This window comes from Actinosynnema sp. NPDC037264 (assembly GCF_055603705.1).
Map to the genome: position 1 here is coordinate 243,966 of NZ_JBVJVK010000007.1, position 15,741 is coordinate 259,706.

The 15,741-nt window shown below is 74.4% G+C and carries 12 protein-coding genes; 6 read left to right on the top strand and 6 right to left on the bottom strand.

Annotated elements, in window-relative coordinates:
• Positions 1 to 9 precede the first annotated feature (9 nt).
• Positions 10 to 1,803 (bottom strand): serine/threonine protein kinase, encoded by a 1,794-nt coding sequence (locus ACZ7GX_RS12055; RefSeq protein WP_498775664.1) that lies wholly within the window; start codon positions 1,801 to 1,803, stop codon positions 10 to 12.
• A gap of 99 nt (positions 1,804 to 1,902) precedes the next feature.
• Between ACZ7GX_RS12055 and eccD the strand changes: the two genes are divergently transcribed.
• The gene (gene eccD / locus ACZ7GX_RS12060) at positions 1,903 to 3,183 is read left to right on the top strand and encodes a type VII secretion integral membrane protein EccD (protein ID WP_498775666.1); all 1,281 of its coding nucleotides are present in this window, start codon (positions 1,903 to 1,905) and stop codon (positions 3,181 to 3,183) included.
• Between the two features lie 3 nt (positions 3,184 to 3,186).
• Positions 3,187 to 4,596, top strand: coding sequence for a type VII secretion protein EccB (gene eccB / locus ACZ7GX_RS12065; protein WP_498775668.1), 1,410 nt, complete (start codon positions 3,187 to 3,189; stop codon positions 4,594 to 4,596).
• Between the two features lie 64 nt (positions 4,597 to 4,660).
• Here the strand turns inward: eccB and ACZ7GX_RS12070 are convergent, their stop codons facing one another.
• The 3 genes from ACZ7GX_RS12070 to eccCa are packed head-to-tail and all read right to left on the bottom strand — an operon-like array spanning position 4,661 to position 10,247.
• Positions 4,661 to 5,929: a hypothetical protein gene (locus ACZ7GX_RS12070; RefSeq protein ID WP_498775670.1), complete on the bottom strand. Its 1,269-nt coding sequence runs from the start codon at positions 5,927 to 5,929 to the stop codon at positions 4,661 to 4,663.
• Positions 5,926 to 6,303: a hypothetical protein gene (locus ACZ7GX_RS12075; RefSeq protein ID WP_498775672.1), complete on the bottom strand. Its 378-nt coding sequence runs from the start codon at positions 6,301 to 6,303 to the stop codon at positions 5,926 to 5,928. The genes ACZ7GX_RS12070 and ACZ7GX_RS12075 overlap by 4 nt, the downstream gene beginning before the upstream one ends.
• Positions 6,300 to 10,247, bottom strand: coding sequence for a type VII secretion protein EccCa (gene eccCa, locus ACZ7GX_RS12080; RefSeq protein ID WP_498775674.1), 3,948 nt, complete (start codon positions 10,245 to 10,247; stop codon positions 6,300 to 6,302). The genes ACZ7GX_RS12075 and eccCa overlap by 4 nt, the downstream gene beginning before the upstream one ends.
• A gap of 157 nt (positions 10,248 to 10,404) precedes the next feature.
• Between eccCa and ACZ7GX_RS12085 the strand changes: the two genes are divergently transcribed.
• Both ACZ7GX_RS12085 and ACZ7GX_RS12090 read left to right on the top strand, forming a co-directional pair.
• Complete coding sequence (locus tag ACZ7GX_RS12085) at positions 10,405 to 10,734, top strand: WXG100 family type VII secretion target (RefSeq protein ID WP_230571210.1); 330 nt, start codon at positions 10,405 to 10,407, stop codon at positions 10,732 to 10,734.
• A gap of 29 nt (positions 10,735 to 10,763) precedes the next feature.
• Positions 10,764 to 11,060, top strand: coding sequence for a WXG100 family type VII secretion target (locus ACZ7GX_RS12090; protein WP_498775677.1), 297 nt, complete (start codon positions 10,764 to 10,766; stop codon positions 11,058 to 11,060).
• A gap of 255 nt (positions 11,061 to 11,315) precedes the next feature.
• On the opposite strand, the gene mycP is transcribed toward ACZ7GX_RS12090, so the two are convergent.
• Entirely contained in the window at positions 11,316 to 12,575 is a 1,260-nt protein-coding gene (gene mycP, locus ACZ7GX_RS12095) for a type VII secretion-associated serine protease mycosin (protein ID WP_498775679.1), read from the bottom strand.
• Between the two features lie 225 nt (positions 12,576 to 12,800).
• Positions 12,801 to 13,607, bottom strand: coding sequence for a bestrophin-like domain (locus tag ACZ7GX_RS12100; RefSeq protein ID WP_498775681.1), 807 nt, complete (start codon positions 13,605 to 13,607; stop codon positions 12,801 to 12,803).
• A gap of 187 nt (positions 13,608 to 13,794) precedes the next feature.
• On the opposite strand from ACZ7GX_RS12100, the gene ACZ7GX_RS12105 reads away from it, so the two are divergent.
• Both ACZ7GX_RS12105 and ACZ7GX_RS12110 read left to right on the top strand, forming a co-directional pair.
• Positions 13,795 to 14,952, top strand: coding sequence for a glycoside hydrolase family 6 protein (locus tag ACZ7GX_RS12105; protein ID WP_498775683.1), 1,158 nt, complete (start codon positions 13,795 to 13,797; stop codon positions 14,950 to 14,952).
• Between the two features lie 125 nt (positions 14,953 to 15,077).
• Complete coding sequence (locus ACZ7GX_RS12110; RefSeq protein ID WP_498775685.1) at positions 15,078 to 15,431, top strand: DUF2203 domain-containing protein; 354 nt, start codon at positions 15,078 to 15,080, stop codon at positions 15,429 to 15,431.
• Positions 15,432 to 15,741: the final 310 nt, after the last annotated feature.

The window sequence follows — 15,741 nt, forward strand, 5'->3', positions numbered from 1 at the left end:
GGTACCGGGCTACCTGCCGCAGACCGCGTCGCGGATGCCCTTGGGCTGGCTGACGTAGACGTTGTCGCGGTCGGTGCCCTGGACCTCGAAGCAGTACTTGCGGCCGGGCTCGACCGGGATCTGCGTGGTCTGCTCGCGCAACTGCACCGTCGCCCGGTTGGGTTGGCCTTCGGGCGCGACGATCACGACGTAGTCCAGCTTCGCCGAGCTGCGCCAGGCGAGCCGCACCTTGTCGCCGGCGTCCTCGACCACTTCCAGCTCGATCTGGACCCCGCCGTTGCCGTCGGGCGTGTTCATGGTGGGCGCCGCGGGTGCGGGTGGTGGTTCGTCCTCGCCGAGGAGGAGGAACGGCGCGGCGGCGAACAGCGCCAACGCGCCCACGATGCCCGCCACCAGCCCGATCCGCCCGGTCCGATCGGTCTTCTTCCCGGTCGGCTTCACCTCGGCGAGGGGCATCCGCACCGGCGGCGCGGGCGGAACGGCCAGGTAGGGCTCCGGCGGCAGGTCGGCCGCGGGTGGTGTCGAGGAGAGGAAGCGCTCGACCATCGGTGAGGCGGCCGGGCGGGGAGGCATCGCGGGCGGCACCTCGTGCGCGGGCAGGTGCGCGCCGGGGCTCGGCGGCGGGCCGAACGGCGACTCGGGGGCCGGTGCAGGCGGTATGTGCGCCGGCGGAACTTGGCCGAGCGGCGCGGACTCCGCACCTCCCGGCGGCGGGCCGAACGGCGACTCAACCGGCAAGGCGTGACCCGGCGCGCCGAAAGCCGACACGTCGCCCGGAGCGGGCGCGACAGGCCCCAGCGGCGCGGCGAAAGCCGACACGTCGCCCGGAGCGGGCGCGACAGGCCCCAGCGGCGCGGCGAAAGGCGGCTCGGCCGGCGGGACGTGGCCCGGCAGCGGGGTGAAAGGCAGCTCCGCCACCGGCGGGGCATAAGGCGAAAGCGATGCCGGTGGTGCGTAAGGCGATGGGCCCGACCCGGCGGCGGGCATCGTGAACGACGGGCCGGGGGCCGGTGCGTAAGTCGTGTCCGCGAAGTCGTCGAAGCCGACACCGGCGATCGCCGCCAGCCGTGCCGCCACGTCCGTCGGACGGGCCTCCGGCTCCCCCGCCAGCAGCGCGCGCACCAGGTCGGCCAGGCCCGCGGGCAGGTCCGCGCGCGTCACCTCCGGCACCGCAGCACCCAGCACGCGCAGCAGGTGTTCCTCCGCCCGCTCCCCCATCCGCCCGGGGTACGGCACCTCGCCCGTCAACGCCAGGTACAGCACGGCGCCCAGCCCGTACAGGTCGGTCCGCGCGTCGCGCACCGCGTCGCGCACGGTCTCCGGCGCGGCGAAGTCCACCGGCGGGTCGGCCGGGAACGCGCGGCGCGCCACCAGCCCGCCGTCGGCCAGCACCGGCTCGCCGGACGGGCGGAACAGGACGTTCGTCGCGGTGACCCCGCCGTGCACGAGCCCGGCGGCGTGCGCGGCGGCCAACGCCTCCGCCAGCACCTGCCCCAGGTCCAGCACCTCGGCCACCGGCAACGCGCCCTCGTGCCGCACCCGCGCCGCCAGCGAGTGCCGGCACAGCTCGGAGCACACCGCCGTGACGCCGTCGGCCAGCTCCTCCACCCCGCGCACGACCGGGGTGAACGGCACCCGCCGCCACTTGCCGATCTCACGTTCCAGCGCGGCACGCGTGCGGCGGTCCAGCGCGACCGAGAACACCTTGTACGCCATCCCGGCGCCCGCGTACACCGTCGCCACCGGGCCCTTGCCCAGCGGTACGAGGTGGTTGCCCTGAGGATTGGCCATCGCGGTGCTCATTGTCCCCACGGTGCCGCACCGCGTCCAGCCGCCCCGCCGCGTGTCCGGTAGCTGCCGCACGACGACCACGGGCGGCGCGGCCGGTCCATCGTGGCGCGCATGAACACCACAGGGCTGGTGCGGGTGACGATCGCCGCACCCCACCGGCGCATCGACTTGGCGCTGCCCGAGCACTCGTCGGTCGCCGAAGTGCTGCCGGGGCTGGTGAAGCACGCGGGCGAACCCCCCGCCGACGACGGCTGGCTGCTGCGCAGACCCGACGGAACGCCGCTGGAACCCGGCCGCACGTTCGCCGCGCACCGCGTGCGCGACGGCGAGGTGCTGCACCTGGCGCACCGGCGCACGGAGTGGCCGGAGCTGGAGTACGACGACCTGGTCGACGTGATCGCGTCCGGTCTCGGCCGCACCTGGGGCCCCCGGCACACCCGGCGGGCCGGTCTGCTCGCGGGCGGGCTGCTGGTGCTGCTCGGCGTCGTGCCGATGGCGGCCCTGGGCTCGCCGTGGTGGTCGTGGGGCCTGGCCGCGCTGCTGCTGGCGGCGGGCGTCACGTGCGCGCGGGCGTTCGGCGACGCGGGTGCGGGCGCGGTCGTGGCGGCGTCGGCGCTGCCGTTCGCCGGGCTCGGCGGCGTGCTGTTCGTCGGCGTCGGACCGGGCCTCGGCGCGCCGCACGTGCTGACGGCGTGCTCGGCGGTGGCGGTGGTGGCGGTGCTCGCGTTGATCGGCGTGGCGGAGAAGGCGGTGTGGTTCACCGGCGCGATCACGGCGGCGCTGCTCGGCGCGGGCGGCGCGTGGTTGGCGGCGGACGTGCTGACCGGCGTCGGAGCGGCCGCGGTGGTCGCGGGGGCGGCGCTGGTGTTCTCACCGCTGTGCGCGCCGTTGGCGATCCGGCTGGGCCGGGTGCCGTTGCCGACGTTGCCGCGCACGCCCGCCGACCTGCTCGCCGACCCGCCGCGACCGGCGCGTGCGGCGGTGCGCGAGGCGGTGGTGCGCGCCGACGGGCTGCTGACCGGGATGCTCGCGGGCTGCGCGGTCGTGGTGGTGGCGTGCGCGGTCCTGCTGACGCGCGGTGACGTGTGGGCGCAGGTGCTGCTGGGCGTGCTCGGGGTGGGGCTGTTGCTGCGCGCCCGGCTGTACCCGGCGGTGCGGCAACGGGGGCCGCTGCTCGGCGCCGGCGTCGCGGTGCTGGCGGCCCTGCCGACGGGACCGGCGGTGATCGGGCTCGGGGCGTTCGTGATCGTGGTGGGTCTGGTGAGGGTGAAGCGGAACGCGCGGCTGTCGCGGTACGCGGAGCTGCTGGAGGTCGTCGTGGTGATCTCGGTGGTGCCGGTGGTGTGCGCGGTGCTCGGCCTGTACGGGTACCTGCGCGGGTTGGGGGGCTGAGGCGTGGCGTCGAACCGGGATCAGGTGCAGGCGCAGCAGTTCCTGCTGCAACGCGTGGTGTCGGCGCTGGTCACCGGCGAGAGCGATCCCGAGCAGCCGCCGTTCCGCCGGTCGGTGGTGGCGGCGTTCGGGAGCATCGCGATCGCGGTGGTCGTGCTGGCGGGGTTCGGGGTGTACGGGATGGTGTCGCCTGGCGGCAGCACGGCGTGGCGCGGCGAGTTCGTGGTGGTGGAGGAGGAGACCGGCGCGCGGCACGTGTACCTGGACGGTCGGCTGCACCCGGTGGCGAACTACGTGTCGGCGTTGCTGGCGCTGGGCAAGCACGCGGACACGCGCACGGTGTCACGGGAGTCGTTGGCCGGTGTGCCGCGCGGTCCGCGGATCGGGATCGCGGACGCGCCCGACTCACTGCCCGGCCCGGCCCGGCTGCTCACCGGCGGCTGGACGATGTGCTCCCAGCCCCGCGCGGACGTCACCGGCGCCACCGTGAACGACTCGGTGCTCGTCGTCGGCGGCGGCGTCCCGGGCGGGCGGGCGCTGTCGTCGGAGGCGCTGCTGGTCGAGGTGCCGGACACCGGTGACCAGTACCTGCTCCTGCGTGGTTTCCGGCACCGGATCAAGGAGGCCGACGCGGTGGCGGTGGGTCTGGCGCTGCGGTCGCAGCCGCGGGCCAGGGTCGGTTCGGCGCTGGTCGACGTGCTGCCGGCGGGCGAGCCGATCGCGCCGATCGCGTTGCCGGACACCGGTGCGGCGTCCAAGGCGGCGCCGGGCGCGCGGATCGGCCAGTTGCTGGTGGTCGAGACGTCCGGTGGCGAGGTCCAGCACTACCTGGCCGAGGCGGAGGCGCTGCGGCCGATCTCGCAGTTGCAGTACGACGTCCAACGGGCCTTCCCGCCGACCGCCCAGGCCTACGACGGCGGGCAGCCGGTAGGCATCCCGCTGGGTCTGGTGGTGGCGGGCCAGGCGAAGCAGGGGCCGCCGGTGGCGACCGGGCCGGGCAAGCCGCCCACCACGCGGCCGGAGTTCGCCGCGGTGGACGGCTCGGCGCTGTGCGCGGCGTTCGACGGGGAGGGTGCGCCGCCCACGCTCGTGGTGGACCCCGACCTGCCGGACCCGGACCCCCTGATGACCGCCACCGCCCGCCGCACCGGAACGGGGACGCCGCTCGCCGACCGCGTCGTGGTGCCGCCGGGCCGTGCGGCGGTGGTCGAGGTGATGCCGGGCCCGGACGCCCCCGTGGGCACGGTGGCGCTGGTGACCGACCAGGGTCGCGCCCACTCGCTGGCGAGCCGTGAGCTGCTGGAAGTGCTGGGGTACGAGGACATCACACCCGTGCGGCTGCCGGTGAGCCTGGTCTCCCGCGTGCCGCACGGCTCCCCGCTCGACCCGGCCGCCGCCCTCCGCCGCGCCTGAGCCCCGACGACAGCACAGCGCACCGCCCGTCGCTCGTGGCGACGGGCGGTGCGGTGCGTCCCGGTCAGCGGCCGGTCAGGGGCGACCTCGGTTCCTCGGTCTGCCACAGCTCCTCGTCCAGCGCGTCCGCCTCGGCGGTCCGCCGCCGGTCGGTCCGGGTCGGCAGCACGCCACCGGTGCTCGCCCTGCCCCGCAACGCCTCCGGAACTCCCGGCGTGCCGACGCGCGCACGTCCCCGGCCGGCCGGCGGGCGTTGCGCCTCGCCCGGCTTCGGCTTGCCGGAAGCGGGCTGCGCGGCGCCCGACATCGGCGGCACCATCGGCGGCACGCCGCCCCGCGTCGCCGGCTGGGACGTCGACGTGGTGCCCGCCACCGGCAACGCGGGTGGTGGCGGCGGGGTCGAAGCGACGGCCGAGACCGTGCCCGGCTTCGCCGCCCGGGGGATCATCGGCACGCCCGACTGACCGGTCAGGCCCGCCCCTCCGACACCCCGCCCTCCGACACCCCGCCCGCCGACACCGCGTGCGGACAACGCCGGCGCGACGCCCGGCGGCGCGACCGGGAACTGCGGCAGCGCCGTGGTCGGACGGGTCTGCGGCAGGTCCACCGGCGGTGGCACGGACGGCGGTTTCGGCGGGGCCACCGCGCCACCGGACAGGGCCGGACCACCGGCCGCCCCACCGCCGGCAGCCGGACCACCGGCGGGAGCACCCGCCGCGCCGCCCGCCGGAGCACCGGCCGGACCGCCCGCGGGACCGCCACCGGGACCACCGGCCGGACCGCCACCGGGGCCGCCGCCCGTGGCCTCAGGACCACCACCGCCGCCCGCCGACGTGACGCCCGCGCCCTGCCCGGCCGCCTGGACGGCGTTCGTCGCCTCCGTGAACAGCCTGCCCAGCTCCGCCATCCGCGCCGCCGCCCGCTGCTGCAACTCCGCGAACTGGCCCTCGATGGACCCGGCGCCACCTGAGTTCAGGTCGGCCATCAACTGCTTCTGCGTCAGCAGGCACCTCGCGATGAACTCCTGCGCCTCCGGGATGTCCTCGACGAGCTTGTCCAACGCCACCCACGGCTGCGCCGCGTCGATCCGCGCGACCCACTCGGCCATCCCGCGCTCCGCCTTCGACGCCCGTGCCACGAACAGGTCACCAGCCTGATCCGTCCACTGTGGAGCGATGGTGGCGATCTCCTGGCCCAGCGACGCGCCGGACCTCGCCAGCTCGTCCCGCGCCTCCACCCACATCCGGCGCGCCAGCCGCAACCGCGGGAGGTGGCTGACCTCCTTGCGCACCATCGCGTCCATCTGCTCCAGCGACATCCCCGCGTAGCTCATGACATCCCCGCCGGCAACCGGCCGGGCCCACGACGCGTGATGCCCGCCAGGCGGGCCGCCTCGACGAACTCGGGCGCGGGCCCGAGCGGCGCGGTCTCGCCCGCCCGGACCAGCGCCTCGGCCGCGACGCCGTCCCCGCGCACGTAGTCCTCGGCGCACGCCAGCGCGATCTCCCGGCACCGGTCCAGCTCCTGGTCCACGGCGGTCAGGTACATGGTCAGCGCGGTGGTCGAGGCCTCGTCGGCCGCCTGGAACGGCGGGCACTCCAGCACCCCGCCGCCACAGCCCTCCGGCACCGCCAGCGACGCCACTCTCGTCAGGTCCAAGGGCCGTGGCCGGAACCCGGCCATGCCCTCGCTCGTCCCGTTGATCACCGATTACTCCCTCGGTCCGGATCTGCCACTTGCACCAGCGACGGCGCGCGCCGCCGGTCGACCAGCCGGCCGCGCCCCGGTGGCAGCGGCTCGGGTTTGAGGCCGCCGAGCAGCGGCCCCTCGTTGCGGTCGCCGGACAGCATCAGCCCCGGCGAACCGACGTCGCGCAGCCTGGCGACGAACGTCTCGAACAGCGCGCGCCCCGCACCACCGGTCCGCCGCGTGAGCACGACGTGCAGCCCGATGTCACGTCCCTGCGGCAGGTACGGCAGCAGCGCCAGCAACGGGTTGTCCAGGCCGGTCGCGACCAGGTCGTAGTCGTCCACCAGCACGAACAGCTCCGGTCCGGTCCACCAGTTCCGCGCGCGCAACCGCTCCGCCGTCACGTCCGGGCCGGGCAGCCGCGCCGCCATCGCCCGCGCCGCCTCCGACATCAGGTGCGTGGTGGTCGACGTGTCGCCGCCGTAGCCGAGCAGGTGGGTGTCCGGCACGTCGCCGACCAGGCCCCGCCGGTGGTCCACCACCAGCAGCCTGGCCTGCTCGGGCGTGCGGTTGGCCACGATCCGACGGGCCAGCAATCGCAGGAACGACGTCTTGCCGGACTCCGCGTCGCCCAGCACCAGGAAGTGCGCGTCGGCCGCGAAGTCCAGGTGCACCGGCCCCAGGTCGTGCTCGGCCACGCCGATCGCGAACCGCAGGTCCGAGTCGACCGCGGGCAGGTCGGCCTGCGCCACCCGGCCGGGCAGCAACCGCACCGGGGGCGCGGGCGGGCCGGGCCAGGCCGCGGCCACCGCGTCCACCAGCTCACCGAGCGCGGGCGTCGCGCTGTCCACGTCGGACCGGCCGTCGATCCGCGGCAGCGCCACCAGCAGGTGGTGCTTGCCCGGCGTGATGCCGCGCCCCGGCGCGCCCTCGGGCACCGCGGCCGCGCTGCGCCGGTCCACCACGCTGTCCATCGGGTCGCCCAACCGCAGCTCCACCCGGCTGCCGAACAGGTCCCGGATGCCCGGCCGCAGGTCGAACGGCCGCGCGCACGCGCCCACCACGTGCACCCCGAACGACAACCCGCGCGTCGCGATGTCGGAGACCACGTCCTCCAGGTCCTCGAACTCCTTGCGCAACGTCTGCCAGCCGTCGATCACCAGGAACACGTCGCCGTGCGGCTCGTCCGCGAACCGCCCCACGCGCCGCAGCGCCCGGAACCCCGCGATGCCGTCCACGTCGTGCTCGGCGAACAGCCGCTCCCGCCGTTCCAGCACCGCGGCCACCTCGGCCACGGTCCGCCGCACGGCGCCCGCCTGCTGCCGGCCCGCCACCCCGCCGACGTGCGGCAGCCCGCGCAACGCGCCCAGCAGCCCGCCGCCGAAGTCCAGGCAGTAGAACTGCGCCTCCGCCGGCGTGTGGGTCAGCGCCAGGCTCGCCACCACCGTCCGCAGCGCCGTGCTGCGCCCGCTGCGCGGCCCGCCCACCACCAGCACGTGCCCGGCCGCGCCGGACAGGTCGAGCTCCAGCAGGTCGCGCCGCTGCTCGAACGGCCGGTCCACCAGGCCCACCACCGCGTGCAGCCCGCCGTTGCGCCGCGCGTCCACCGGGCACAGCCCGCGCACGGGATCCGTGCCGAGGGCCCCCACCAGTTCGTCCAAAGTGGACGGCCGGTCCAGCGGCGGCAGCCACACCTGGTGCGCGGGCGTGCCGCGACCGGCCAACCGGTCGACCAGGATGTCCAGCAGGCTCTCGCCCACCGCGTCCTCGTCCACCGGGTCCGCCACGGGCACGACCGGCGGCGCCACGTAGTCGGTGGTGAACAGCGCCATCCCCGGCACCTCGACCGAGCCCGCCGCCACACCCGTCCCGGGCCTGCGGTGCACCCCCGACACGTACGCCGACCGGAACCGCACCATCGGCTCCGTGCCGAACTTCAGGTAACCGTGGCCGGGCGCGCGGGGCAGGCTGAACGCGTCCGTGACGCCCAGCACGGTCCGGCTCTCCAGCTCCGAGAACGTGCGCAACCCGATCCGGTACGACAGGTGCGTGTCCAGCCCGCGCAACCGGCCCTCCTCCAACCGCTGGCTGGCCAGCAGCAGGTGCACGCCGAGCGACCGGCCCAACCGCCCGATCTGCACGAAGATGTCGACGAAATCGGGCTTGGCCGACAGCAGCTCGCTGAACTCGTCGCACACCACCAGCAGCGTCGGCACCTCGGGCAGCGGCGCGCCCGCCGCACGCGCCCGGTCGTAGTCGCGCAACGAGGCGAAGTTGCCCGCCGCGCGCAGCAGCTCCTGGCGGCGCACCAGCTCGCCGTTCACCGCGTCGGCCATCCGGTCGACCAGCGGCAGCTCGTCGACCAGGTTGGTGATCACCGCGCTGGTGTGCGGCAACCGGTCCAGGGTCGCGAACGTCGCGCCGCCCTTGAAGTCGATCAACGCGAAGTTCAGTGACTCGGGTGGGTGCGTCAGCGCCAGCCCCAGCACCAGGGTGCGCAGCAGCTCGCTCTTGCCCGACCCGGTCGCGCCGATGAGCAGCCCGTGCGGCCCCATGCCGTCCTGCGCGGACTCCTTCAGGTCCAGCTCGACCGGCGTGCCGTCCTCGCGGATGCCGAACAGGATGCGCAGCCGGTCCCGGTTGGGCCGCGGCTGCCAGTTCTCCCCCGGCTCGTAGGAGTACACCTCGCCCAGGTCGAGCAGGTCCTCCAGACCGGTGTCACCCGCCAGCGGCTGCTCGCCCGCGCTGCCCGCGGTCAGCCGCAACGGCGCCAGCTCACGGGCCAGCGCCTCGGCGGAGGGCAGGTCGAGCACGTCGGCGCGACCCAGCTCGACGTCGCCCTCCACCGTCCGCGCGCTCAGCACACCGTCCCCGGACACCTCCAACGCCAACGTCCCCCGCTCCGGCACGCGCGGCAGCGACGACGACAGGTCCAGCACGGTCACGCCCTCGACCCCGCCGCCGGTCATCAGGTGGTCCGAACCCGCGACCGCGCCGCCGTCCAGCACCACCACCAGGTGCGGCCCGGCCGTGCCCCGCGCGCCGTCGGGGTCGAACCGGGGCCGGTCGGCGAGCAGGTCGTCCAGCAACGCCTCCAGCGCGACCACGCCGGAGGTCACCAGCCGCACCGGTCCCACCGCGTCGGCGCGGTCGGGGTGCAGGGCGTGCGGCAGCCACTTGACCCACTCCCACAACGGCCGCCGGGCGTCGTCCGCGCACACCGCCACCCGCACGTCGTCCGGCGCCTGCAACACCGCCAGCTGCGCCAGCACCACCCGCGCCAACGCCACCGCGCGTTCCCGGTCGCCGCCGAGGTGGATCACGCCGAACCCCGCCAACGCCAGCGCCAGCGGCAGGTCGGCCACCGTCGCGTAGGTGGTCAGGAACCGCCGCAACGCCAAGGCGGACAACGGTTCCAGCCGCTCCAGCGGCACGGTGTCCGGCGGCACGAGGTCCAGCGCCGGGCTCTGCGGGCCGAGTCCGACGCGCACGACGGCGAAGTCCGCGTCGGACCGGCGCCTCTCCCACCGCCGGTCCGACGCGGCGAGCGTCAGCAGCGCGTCCGGCTCGGGGTGCAGGTGGGCCAGCGCGTCGCGCTGGCGGCGGATCGACCGGGTGACCCGCACCCGGTGCTGCGCGAGCTGCCGCAGGTACGACCGCCGGGCCTGCGCCATCTCCCGCTTGCTCGGACCGCTGTTGTTCAGCAACGACACCAGCACCATCGCCAGCATCGCCACGCCGAAGAGCCCGAACACGACGAACCGCAGCGCGCCGCTCGTGCCGCCGCCGAACACCAGCAGCATCGCCGCCATGATCGCCACCATCGGCAGCACCACGACCAGCTGCGTCCACGCGCGGGCGGCGGGCTGGGGCAGCTCGGGCGGCGCCTCCAGCACCAGCTCGCCGGACGGCATCTCCGGCGCGGGCCTGCGCCGGGGCCTCGTCACCACCACGGTCGCCACGCCGGCTCCCCCTTCGTCGGTGTCGGGACCGATGGTGGTGCCGGGTGGACGGTCGGCGGGCGGTGGTGGCAGGAACGTGCCGCGTGCCGCCGCCGGCCCCGCCCCGCGCGGTTCGCTTGGCAGCGCCGATCGGCAACCAGGGGAAAGGAGAACCGGAGTGCAGGACCAACTTCACGGTGTCACCGAGACACTGGAGCGGGCCGCCGCGATGGCGGCCACCGTGTCCGGTGACATCGAAGGGCACCGGGCGTCGCTGCGTCCCACCGTGGACGCGCTCAAGGGCGCGTGGGAGGGCACCGCGCGGCCCGCGTTCGACTCCGCGCACGCCCAGTGGGAGGCGGGCATCGCCCGGCTCACCACGGCGCTCAACAGCCTCGGCGAGAACACCAGGTTCTCCTCGAACACCTACCTCAACGCCGACCAGGCCTCGGCGTCCGGGCTGAACGCCGTGCAGGGCGCGAGCCCGTTCGGCGGCGCGCTCGGCTGACCGCCGAGCCGGACCAGGAGAGGAACGACATGCTCATCAAGGGCAACTTCGCCCAACTCGAAGGGCTCGCCGCGCAGATCGCCTCGACGATCGCCAGGGTCGAGCAGGAGATGGACACCTGGCGCACCACCGCCGGCGCCACCTCGGCGGACTGGCTCGACCAGGCGGGTGGCCAGTTCAGCGAGATCAGCGCCGCGTGGCACCAGGTGTCGACCGCGCAGCAGGCCATGCTGCAGGCGCTGCGCGGCGGGGTGGACAAGGCCAACGCCGAACTTCAGCAGGCACTCGGCTCGGCCGTGGCCCGGGTCGGCAGCACGGGAATCTGAGCAGGCACACGGAAAGGCCCCGACGCTCCCGGCGCCGGGGCCTTTCCACACCTCGACTTCCCGCACCTCACCTACTCCTCCCGCACCTCACCCACTCTTTCCGCAACCCGGCCGCCTTTTTCTCAATCTTGCAGAAGCCCTCGCGGCCCGACCGCCCTCCCCGCAATTCGACAGCCGCCGCCCCTATCCCCGCAGCCCCCGTCCCCATCCTCCGCAGCCACTGTTGCCTACCTCCGCAGCCGCCGTCCCCACACCTCAACGGGGGAACAGGAACACCTGATCCGGTACTTCTGCCGGAGGCGGCCCATCGGGCAACGGGTCGAGCCTGATCGGCGTCCACCGCCGACGGCGGCCATTCACCAGCACGAACGCGATCACGACAGCCGCGATCACCGCCCCGGCCGCCCACACAACCTGCCCACGCGCACCCGCCACCGCAGCCCGCCACCAAGCCCGCTCACGCGCCACGTCGGCATCCTCGACCGGCTTGACCACCACCGGCATGACCTCCGGCGTAGCCGAGGTCAACCCGTCGGTGACCGCCCGGTACGGGTTGACCACGCCGACCCCGTACGCGGCAGCCTCACCACGAGCCGGGCTCGCCGTCGCCAACAACCGACGCGCCACCTCCGGCGCCGTCAGCTCCGGCCACGCCGCCCGCACCAGCGCGGCCGTGCCCGCGACGAACGGCGCGGCGAAGCTCGTGCCCTGCCAGTACGTGTGCCCGCCCGCCCGGGTCGCGCCGGCCACCTCCTTGCCCGGCGCGACCAGGTCGACGTAGTCACCGAGCTGCGAGCCGGACACCCGGTCGCCCGCGATGTCGATCGCGCCGACGCCGAGCACACCGTCGTACGCCGCCGGGAACGACGCCAGCCGGACGCCACCGTCCTGCTGCCGGTTGCCCGCCGCCGCCACCACGAGCGCGTCCTTCGACACCGCGTGCGCCACGGCGTCCCGCACGTGCTGGTCGTCCTCCTGCCCGGACATCGACAAATTGATCACCTTCGCCCCCTGGTCCGCGGCGTACCGGATGCCACGCGCCAGCACGACGGGGTCGAGCGCGTTCACCGCGCCCGTGTCGTCCAAGTCCCGGTCCGCGACCCGCACCGGCAACACCCGCGCACCGGGCGCGACCCCGTGGAAGCCGACCCCCGCCACCGGATCGGCGGCGACGATGCTCGCCACCGCGGTGCCGTGCGAACCGCAGTCGAAGTCGCCGGGCAGGTCACCGACCAGGTAGAAGTCCTCGCCGCGCGCCACCTTCCCCGCCGCGCTCAACTGCGGGTGGTCGCGGTCGACCCCGGTGTCCACGACGGCGACCAGCACGCCGCCGCCGGTGCTGTGCGGCCACGCCCGCGTCACGTCGAGCGCCTGCTGCGCCCAGGGCAGCTCCTTGATCGGCGGTCGGGCGGGCTCGGGGTCGCGGCAGGCGCCCGGCGGCGGCGCGGCGTGGGCGTCCGGTGTGGACAGTGCCACGAACGCGACGGCCGCGAGCACAGCGCTGAGTCGTCTCACGGCCCCATCGTCGACACGGGACCCACCGCCCGCTCCCGACCTGGCCGGAAACGGCCACCCGCCAAGCGACCATTCCGCACCCACCGCCCGCACACCACCCCCACGACCACAAACCATCGGCCACCACCGGGGACCTGCAGCCGAACCCACCCCAGCCACCACCGACGCCCTGGAGCCGAACCACCCCGGACACCGCCGCACCGCACCGACACCAAGGACCAACCATCAAGCCCCGGGGCGCATGTCACCCGTCTCGTCGCACGGCAAGGTGTCCGCGCCGTGCACGTCGGCGTAGTCCTCGGCCATGTCGTCCGCGGCGGCGCGCATCGCGTCGGACGACACGCTGATCACCCCGGCGAACGGCCGGTCGACGTCCCGGATGAGCAGCAGGCTCAGGGTGAACAGCGTGGTCAGCACCACCAGCGTGGCGACCTCCACCGCGCGCTTGCGCGCGGGCAGGTTGAACGCGAACGCCATCACGGTGACCGCGAGCGTGACCACCATGAACCAGTAGAGGATCTCCGGGATCGCGGGCACCGACTGCGCCACCCGCTCACTGCGCGCCTCCGAACGCCGCGCGTCCGTCTCGACCAACGTCTCGAACAGCGGGTCCGCCGCCCCCAGCTGCTTGAACACCGCGCGGAACCGGGTGCTCCAGACGCTCGGCTTGGGCGACGTGCCCGAGCCCTCCTCCATGTTCGGCCACTCGTGGGTCAGCACGGCGCGGGCGTAGCAGACGGTCGAGCCCTGCAACGCCTGCCCGGCCGGCTCCGGCGCGAACTCGGAGACCTCGAAGAAGTGGTCGACCACGTTGGCCTCCACGCGCGCCGCCTCGTCCGCCGCGCTGTACGACTCGGCGGCCACCACCAGCACGAACGCCAGGAGCAGCACGGCCAGCGTCTCCATCGGGCTGGTCAGGTCGCTGTTGGTGATCGGCTCGCCGGGCTCGATGTGGCGGCGGCGCTTCAACAACCAGTTGAAGAACAGGCCCAGCGCCAGTGCGCAGACCGCGGCCGCAACGGTGGTGATCACCGTTCCAGAGGTAGACCCCGCCGCTGTCGCCGACAACTCGAACGGCGACAAGCACCCGTCCAGGTAACGACCGGATCACGAAACGGGGCCCGCACACGTGACCGGGGGTTGTGATGCAGCTCATGAGGACGCATGCTTGCGGCCGGTTGGGAGCGCTCCCAAGCAGCGCTCCGTGAGGAGTGGTCGAGTGAACAGCGGACCGAGACGACGGCGCGTCGGGCTGACCCTGGCGGCGACCGCCGTGTGCGTGTTGATCGGCGTCAGCGGTGCCGGTGCCGAGGGGACGGTGACGGCTTCGGGACCGCCGCACCTGCCCAAGGGCACGTCGTTCTACGTCGAACCGGACGGCAACGCGGCGCGACAGGCCGAGCAGTGGCGAGCCGAGGGGCGCACCGCGGACGCCGACCTGATGGCGGGCGTGGCCGCGCAGCCCACCGCGATCTGGTTCACCACGGCGGGCGCGGAGCAGGTGCGGCAGAACGTGCGCGACGTCGTGCGCGCCGCGCGGGCGAAGGACCAGGTGCCGGTGCTCGTGGCGTACTTCGTGCCCTACCGGGACTGCTCGCAGTGGTCCGCGGGCGGCGCGCGCAGCGAGCAGGAGTACAAGGAGTGGATCGACGCCTTCGCCGCCGGCATCGGTGACGAGAAGGCGGTCGTGGTGGTCGAGCCGGACGGCTTGGCCCTGCTGACCAGCGAGCCGTGGTGCACGATCGGGCCGGACGCCGAGCTGGTGCCCCAGCGGTTCCGCGAGATCAACCACGCGGTGGACACCCTCAAGCGCGGCAAGCACACCCGCGTCTACCTCGACGCCGGGCACTCCGCGTGGCAGGCGCTCAACGACTACGACGCGGGCTACGGCGAGCCGCGCCAGCAGCTGGGCATCGTCAACCGACTGCTCCAGGGCGGCGTCACGCGAGCGGACGGTTTCGCGCTCAACACCTCGAACTACCGCTTCACCGAGGACCTGGTGCAGTACGGCACGCGCGTCTCCAAGTGCATCCACCTGCGCACGAAGGCCGGCGCGACCACCTGCCCGGCCAACGACGAGCTGGACGCGATGCCCGTGCTCAAGGCGAAGATGACGCACTTCGTGCTGGACACGAGCCGCAACGGCCGCGGTCACTACACGCCCGGCGAGGGCGAGACCGACTGGTGCAACCCGCCGGGCCGGGGTCTCGGCGAACGTCCCACGGCGAACACCGGCGTCCCGCTGGTGGACGCGTTCCTGTGGATCAAGCGCCCCGGTGAGTCGGACGGCGAGTGCCAGGGCGGCCCGGCCGCCGGCCGCTGGTGGCCGGAGCAGGCGCTGGAACTGGCGAAGCTGGCCTCACCACCGCTGCGCTGACGTCGACGTCGGGGCCACCGGCCGCTGGTGGCCCCGACGCCGAACCACTCCTGCCACCGACGTCGACCCACCCCGCCACGGGTAACCTGTCCGGGTACGAACCTCCCGGCAGACCAGGGGTGACCGTGTTCAGCGTGCCTGAGGCGCGAGAAGAACTGACCAAGCTCCTGCCGGTGCTCACCGAGATCGTCGAGATCCGGGCGGACGCCGCCGAGCTGGCCGCCTCGCTCGAGGGCGGAGGCCCCACCGACCTCGGCGGCCTGCCCGAGCTGAAGGCCGCGCAGGCCCGACTGGACGACCTGATGACCACGGTGCAGGCCACCGGCGCCGAGCTGAAGGGCTTCGCACCACTACTGGTCGACTTCCCCTCCGAACTCGACGGCGTCCCGGTGCTGCTGTGCTGGATCGAAGGCGACCGAGGCCTCAACTGGTACCACCGGACCGACCTGGGCTTCGCCGGCCGCCGCCCCCTCCCCTAACCACTCACCTCCCCGCTCCACCACCGCTCCGACGCGCCCACACCCCTCCAGTCCACAACGGACAGGACGACGCAGAACCGGCGCACCCCCTCCCCGCTCCACCTCACCACAACGGACCCGCACCGCACCGACCGAAGTCCACTCACCTCAACCGCCGCACAGCGGACCCGCAACTCACCCACCTAGGCCCGATTTGACATGGGTTCAGGTGCCATAGGCTGGTCGAAGCCGGGCAGGCCTGGCGGACGCTTTTCCCGCCAGGCCTGCCCGGCTTTGGCCTGCCTGGGGTGCCCGTAAGGGCCCCATGTCA

What these genes read in the sequence shown, in the direction of transcription:
- ACZ7GX_RS12055 (WP_498775664.1), bottom strand. Translation starts at nt 1,803, where the DNA reads ATGAGCACCGCGATGGCCAATCCTCAGGGCAACCACCTCGTACCGCTG.
- eccD (WP_498775666.1), top strand. Translation starts at nt 1,903, where the DNA reads ATGAACACCACAGGGCTGGTGCGGGTGACGATCGCCGCACCCCACCGG.
- ACZ7GX_RS12070 (WP_498775670.1), bottom strand. Translation starts at nt 5,929, where the DNA reads ATGAGCTACGCGGGGATGTCGCTGGAGCAGATGGACGCGATGGTGCGC.
- ACZ7GX_RS12090 (WP_498775677.1), top strand. Translation starts at nt 10,764, where the DNA reads ATGCTCATCAAGGGCAACTTCGCCCAACTCGAAGGGCTCGCCGCGCAG.